The organism is Aminobacter sp. P4_D5 (genome assembly GCF_056401815.1).
In genome coordinates this window covers 1-3,682 of the sequence record NZ_JBFUIP010000301.1, presented here as the reverse complement: position 1 = coordinate 3,682, position 3,682 = coordinate 1, and the positions used below count along the sequence as shown (strand labels likewise).

At 60.0% G+C, this 3,682-nt stretch carries 4 protein-coding genes and 1 pseudogene; 3 read left to right on the top strand and 2 right to left on the bottom strand.

All coding sequences use genetic code 11. From position 1 onward, the window contains the following. Positions 1–336 precede the first annotated feature (336 nt). Positions 337–567 (top strand): hypothetical protein, encoded by a 231-nt coding sequence (locus tag AC1DWF_RS30945; protein ID WP_476786831.1) that lies wholly within the window; start codon positions 337–339, stop codon positions 565–567. A 237-nt stretch (positions 568–804) separates the two neighbouring features. On the opposite strand, the gene AC1DWF_RS30940 is transcribed toward AC1DWF_RS30945, so the two are convergent. After that, positions 805–1,203 (bottom strand): hypothetical protein, encoded by a 399-nt coding sequence (locus tag AC1DWF_RS30940; protein ID WP_476786830.1) that lies wholly within the window; start codon positions 1,201–1,203, stop codon positions 805–807. Between the two features lie 92 nt (positions 1,204–1,295). On the opposite strand from AC1DWF_RS30940, the gene AC1DWF_RS30935 reads away from it, so the two are divergent. Then, the gene (locus AC1DWF_RS30935; protein ID WP_476786829.1) at positions 1,296–1,598 is read left to right on the top strand and encodes a hypothetical protein; all 303 of its coding nucleotides are present in this window, start codon (positions 1,296–1,298) and stop codon (positions 1,596–1,598) included. On the opposite strand, the gene AC1DWF_RS30930 is transcribed toward AC1DWF_RS30935, so the two are convergent. Beyond that, positions 1,529–1,960, bottom strand: a complete 432-nt coding sequence (locus AC1DWF_RS30930; RefSeq protein ID WP_476842476.1) for a SulP family inorganic anion transporter — start codon at positions 1,958–1,960, stop codon at positions 1,529–1,531. The genes AC1DWF_RS30935 and AC1DWF_RS30930 overlap by 70 nt on opposite strands. 214 nt (positions 1,961–2,174) lie before the next feature. Here AC1DWF_RS30930 and AC1DWF_RS30925 point away from each other — a divergent pair. Then, positions 2,175–2,402, top strand: a pseudogene (locus AC1DWF_RS30925) (SDR family oxidoreductase); the annotation flags it as partial. Between the last annotated feature and the right edge of the window lie 1,280 nt (positions 2,403–3,682).

Genomic DNA, 3,682 nt, shown 5'->3' with positions numbered 1-3,682 from the left:
CCTCAGTCTTGTGCTGGACGGCGGTCTTCATTGTCGGCGTTCCTTCGACTACAACCCATCCCGGCAGATCGTTGACGTCGGCGTTTTCCACTTTGCCGAACTTGAGGACCGTTTTGCGTGTCATGGTAAAGATCTCCCGCTTTTATCAGACACTTCTGAATACCCGACGCGCCCCAATCAGGCAACTTAGTTTCCCCGCACTGAAATTGTCCCGGATGGGGCCAGAGTTTTTGCGGTGGGTATTTCGTGGGCGCTGCCTAGGGCTGGCGCCGCCGACAAGATTGCCGGAGAGGTTGAGCGGCAAATGAAGGGTGGCTGGCAGGGGGACCGAACTTAATGCCGTTCAAGGCGCAGGAACGCCGCTACGACAGCGCGGTTTCCATCGCGACCTATGTGGGCAGCACCAACCCGGCATGGGCTGCTGAGGCAGCAGCATTCGTTGCGTGGCGTGATGCTGTCTGGGCGTATGCGTATATCGAGCTCGACAGGGTGATGGGTGGCCAGCGCCCGCAGCCGACGGTCTCTGAATTGATCGCCGAACTGCCAGCGCTTACCTGGCCGGCCTAGTCATCAGCTAGCGTCCCGAGCCTTTGGGGCAGACGACACCTGGACCCCCAACATCCACAGAATGCCTGCCGCGGCCCCGAAAGCAACCGCTACATAAAGCCAGTCCTGCCAAGTCATCGGCGCCAGCGGTTGCATAGCGCACCGCGCCTCCCGCGCCCCCCAAGTTTACTCCCAAGCTGAATGAAATCCTATGGACAAGACCGTTCCCACCGGAGCGGCACTTCTGCTCGACTTCATTTATCGAACAGACGCCGGCAAGGCCCCGCCTGAATGCGCAATCGCCAGGTCGGCCTTGCCAAGCCCATCACCAAAATGACGCTGGGCGATCTGATCGATGCGTAGAAGGCGTGGTCGACCAAGGCGTGGGCCAAGAAGTTCGGCTCCGACAAGGCGTCCTCGGCCGCCGGTGCGCCGCAGTTCATGCGGGCAACACTCATTGACCTTTCGAAGGAGTTGCATCTCAGCGGCGCGCAGGTCTTCAACTCGGACTTCCGGGATCGGCTTGCCTTCCATCTGCTGAAGCGCCGTGGCTACGAAGCCTTCATGGCCGGGAAGATCGATCGCACCGAGTTCGGCAAGCGGCTGGCGCAGGAATGGGCCAGCTTCCCAGTTCTTGCAGCCTGTAAGGGCGCCCATCGCCAGATTAGCGCGGCGATAGCTACTACCTGGGCGACGGCATCAACAAGGTTGGCACGAAGCCCGAAACGGTCGAGGCACTGCTTGATCGGGTGAAAGCCGCCGGCAACCATGCCCAAGCATCCGAGCCGGGCGTTGCCCAAAAGCCGCTGGTAATCGAGAAGCCCGTCGTGGCCGACCCGGGCGAACTCGAAACACCAACCACCAAGAGCAAGACATTCTGGACCTGGCTGCTGACTGCCATCGGTGCGCCGTTGGCCACCTTCGGCAATCTCGACTGGCGTGTCCAGCTCGCGATTGTCGCCGTCATCGTCGCCTTCGCCATCTACGGCATCAAGCGCAGGAACGATCTGTTCAAGGCGGTGAAGGGGCTGAAGGCGGAGTTGGGCGGATGAGGGCGGCTCTGATCGATGGAGACCTGGAAGAGGTTGGGAATCTGACTGACGATCACCGTCAGCGCGATACCGTTCATATAGCCATACCGTATCGGCTTGGAGAGCAGCTCGGTGACAAAGCCGAGGCGCAGCACGCCGGACAGGATCAATACCAGCCCAGCGACCACCGCCATCATGCCGGCCAGGGCCGCGGCGCGCGTCGGATCCCCTCCCGACAACGGCAGCACCGTGCCAAGAATCAGCGTCGCCAGAGCGGAATCCGGTCCCAACACCAGGATCCGGCTGGGGCCGAACAAGGCGTATGCGAGTAGCGGAATGATGGTGGCATAGAGGCCGTAGATGCCCGGAACGCCCGAAGCCACCGCATAGGCAATGCCGACAGGGACGGCACAGCCGACAATACGAGACCGGCCACCAAATCTTGCGACAGCCACGAAAGCCGGTACTGACGCACCGTCTCGATCAGCGGCACCCAACGTTGCCAGCCCTCTGAACCGGGATTCTGATGTTGACCGGGTTCCGGATCTTGCTCGGGATGTGATGTTGCGCTCATGCGTTACGTGGCGGCGGAACTGGGGCATTCGCGTCCATGCGATATCGCCTGGCCCACTGGCGACTCGCGCGGCCTCGGGGATAGCCGAATTCGACGTATTGCTCGACAAGGCGCGCAGCACGTCGCCTGCACGCAAGCTGGTGACGATCGATGAAGTGGGCGCGACCTGCGCCTTCCTCACGCTCGATGCAGCTCGCTCGATGACCGGGCAGGTCATCTACGTGGACGGTGGCTATCACATCGTCGACTGAGGCAGGAACAAGCGGGTCGGCAGCTGTCCGCTTTTCTGGTTGGAAAAGCGTCAGGACCTTAAAATCTCGTATAAGTCCGATCGCAACCTCGCTGCGTCCAGCGCACTTGTCCGGCAATGGCGCAACCGCGACGACGTGGGCACCGAAGATGTGTGCTTTTGGGGTGCAGCGAAGCTGGTCGCAACTACCGAGATAAGGCGCAAAGCTGTCGGTCGCTTCGGCTGACCAAAGGTCAATTTGTATCACTTGTCCACGGAAAGCGGACGGACAGGTTTCCACCCAATGCAGACGCCCTACGCCAGCAATATGATCGCCCCGCTGCCGAAAGGTGGCGGGGCTTTTTCTGTTTATGGGAACCGGAAGGATCGAAGGACGTTGGGTCGGGCGGAGGAAATCCCATCGCGCCGCAATGGTGGGCTCCGTGGAGCGACTTAGCTATCCCTCATGGCAAAGTCACTCTAGCATAGGGCCTGTCGGCGGACCTCCCGGCAGGCCTTTTATTGCTCATGCTGCAGTGATACCGGGCGCGCCTACAATGGCCCCGGCAATGTCTGGGAGTGGCGCAAGACGGCCTGCAGAATAATATTAGAAACCGATAATATTTAGATTGCCGCTCCACGGATCAATAACGAGGCGGGTGYACGCTGATGCCATCCGGGTCTTCGTCGCCCCACAGCCCGGATCTCGCGCCCGGCCCGGTGGCAATCCCTGCTCGCCGAAATCGGAAAGGCCGGGCGCGTTGCCGGGGCACTCAGTGCATTGTTTGCCGATGGTCTTTCAGACGAAGGATTTCGGCGGCAATGATCCTCATCAGCCCCTCCCGATGTTCCACTTCGGCAATCTGGGATGGCGTTAGCTTAGTAGCCCTAGCGCGCTCTACGCTGCGCTGCGCAGTGTCGTACAAGTCCTGCAGCTGATCAATTTCGTCCAAGGGCGTACCCTACGTGAACTTGGGTATCTTAGCCGACTACGGCGGGGAAAGTCGACGCAAAACGACAAGTATGTCCGATGTCCTTTGGCCTCGGGCTTTCGTGAATGTATGTCCAAACACGTCTATTCGCCGCCAGCATCTGGTTGCCCCGATTGCGGCATTCCATTCCACTCTGTGGCAACCATGTGACAGTATTTTTTAGCAAGTGCTGATATTTATGGTCAGTAAGGCGGGGGCCTGAAATCAGGATGGAATGAACTGATGAGAGTTTACCCCTTTGTACTCCTGGCAGGATTGGCCAGCACGAGCGCTTACGCAGCCGATGCGGTGATTGAAGAACCGCCAGCAC

Coding starts and splice junctions, on each gene's coding strand:
- AC1DWF_RS30940 (WP_476786830.1), bottom strand. CDS start 1,203: ATGGGCGCCCTTACAGGCTGCAAGAACTGGGAAGCTGGCCCATTCCTG.
- AC1DWF_RS30945 (WP_476786831.1), top strand. CDS start 337: ATGCCGTTCAAGGCGCAGGAACGCCGCTACGACAGCGCGGTTTCCATC.